Genomic DNA, 1,708 nt, shown 5'->3' on the forward strand with positions numbered 1-1,708 from the left:
CATATCACCCCTGATAATCAGATGACCCTATTTGATTTCGATCAGTGCGGTTATGGTTGGCGAGTTTTTGATATCGCTAAATTTCTGCAAGTTTCCCTACAATCCGGCTTAAATCGCCAGGTTCGCCATGGTTTCATCCAAGGTTACGATGAAACAGTACCTTTAACCGATGGCGAATTATCTTGTCTTCAGTATCTCACCCAAGCGGCCTATATTTGGTCTTGGTCAATTAGCTTAAATAATCTGCGTTTAACCGATTATAGTCGTCTCTGCGCCAATTATTTTAGTAGCCGTTTGGCCATTCTCAAACGTTTAAGAACCCAAGAATGGGAATTATTCTAAGCAGCCTTAATCCTGTTGGTGACAGCAGGCCCTAACTAACCAAGATCAACTTTCTTGCTGGTCAATGGCCAAACGAGGTATCGATCCCTGTATGCTGGTAAGTATAGATAATCACTAGGTAAAGACTTTCTTCTCCATCTGCCAAAAGTGAAGCAAGCTTTACCGCTTTTGAATACTCTCTGACAGGCTCACAGACAGATGGTTATTATGTCCAGAAGAAAGAAAAAGTTTCCCTGTGGTCACAAGGGTTATGGCCAAGTCTGCCATCATTGCGCTCAACTAGATGCCGCTTGGGAAGAAAAAAAACGTCAAAAAAATGCTTGGGAAGCCACTTTTTCCCAAGATCCGATCGATCTACGGGAATTACCGAAAAATGTCGTACTTAAAGCTAGGGAAATCCTGCAAGGATTGCAAGATCACCGCAATTATCGAGATTTCCACGGTAAACGATTGCGACACGATCGCTTTATTATCAGTATCCCCGTTACCCGCAATTATCGCCTCATCTGTCGCGACTACGGCAATCTCCTCGTCCCGGAGGCGGTGATCTCTCACGAGGACTATAATGTCTGTAAACCGGGTAGGTGAAGCTAATCTTTAGCTTGCTTGGGAAGATTTATCGCTGTTTATGTCTCCCCAAAATCCGGCAGCCAATTTTGATCGAGAATCTCCTCTAGACTAGCTAACACTTCCAAGGGGAAAATACTGGCATCTAATTTGGTTTCGTCAATAAGCAGATTGCGAGCATCGAGATAACATTTTGCTAAAATTTCCCTTAAATAGGACTTTAAACTGGGACTATCTGCTAAAAGATCAGCAATTTGTAGGCGAAAATTTCTAATTTCTTTTTTCCATCCCGCTTGGTTGTAATCTCGTTGGGATTGCCAGTAAGTTAACTTCAGTAAATGTTCTAGAAGTCGAGTTAAGAGACTCTTAAGCGCTCGTCGATTATTTTTTCCCAAATCTGCCAACTCCTCTAATAAATTCGGCCAATCTACCGATTGAAAATCGCCTTGACGTAATTGGTTGATAGTGGACTCTAACCAAAGTTGATAATCGCTATCGTAGAGATTTGAAATGGTAATATTCATCATTTTTTACTCCTTAATTGCACTTTTCAGAATTATTGCTGATAGCTTCCCAATTAGGCAACCAATTTTCAGCGAGAATCTCCTCTAGACTAGCTGACACTTCCAGAGGGAAAATACTGGCATCTAATTGGGTGATATCAATAATTATCTCCCGAGCATCGCTGTAACATTCCTCAAGTATCTCGGATAAATAGGGTTTGAGACTGGGACTATCTCTCAGTAATTTCTTGATTTGTTTCCGAAAGGTTCTAATTTCCCCTTTCCATGCTGCTTGA

4 protein-coding genes are annotated in these 1,708 nt (G+C 41.5%); 2 read left to right on the forward strand and 2 right to left on the reverse strand.

Annotated elements, in window-relative coordinates:
• Both PX484_RS18245 and PX484_RS18250 read left to right on the forward strand, forming a co-directional pair.
• On the forward strand, positions 1 to 342 hold a 342-nt coding region (locus tag PX484_RS18245; RefSeq protein WP_353853248.1), incomplete at its 5' end, for a phosphotransferase.
• A gap of 207 nt (positions 343 to 549) precedes the next feature.
• Entirely contained in the window at positions 550 to 930 is a 381-nt protein-coding gene (locus PX484_RS18250; RefSeq protein WP_287668127.1) for a DUF7682 family zinc-binding protein, read from the forward strand.
• 38 nt (positions 931 to 968) lie between these two features.
• On the opposite strand, the gene PX484_RS18255 is transcribed toward PX484_RS18250, so the two are convergent.
• Positions 969 to 1,433, reverse strand: a complete 465-nt coding sequence (locus PX484_RS18255; protein ID WP_287668125.1) for a DUF29 domain-containing protein — start codon at positions 1,431 to 1,433, stop codon at positions 969 to 971.
• 13 nt (positions 1,434 to 1,446) lie between these two features.
• Positions 1,447 to 1,708: DUF29 domain-containing protein (locus PX484_RS18260; protein WP_288105019.1), on the reverse strand; the 262-nt coding region annotated here is incomplete at its 5' end.

The sequence above is a fragment of the Microcystis sp. M49636_WE2 genome (genome assembly GCF_030065375.1).
GTDB lineage: Bacteria > Cyanobacteriota > Cyanobacteriia > Cyanobacteriales > Microcystaceae > Microcystis > Microcystis aeruginosa_C.

What these genes read in the sequence shown, in the direction of transcription:
- PX484_RS18255 (WP_287668125.1), bottom strand. Translation starts at nt 1,433, where the DNA reads ATGAATATTACCATTTCAAATCTCTACGATAGCGATTATCAACTTTGG.
- PX484_RS18250 (WP_287668127.1), top strand. Translation starts at nt 550, where the DNA reads ATGTCCAGAAGAAAGAAAAAGTTTCCCTGTGGTCACAAGGGTTATGGC.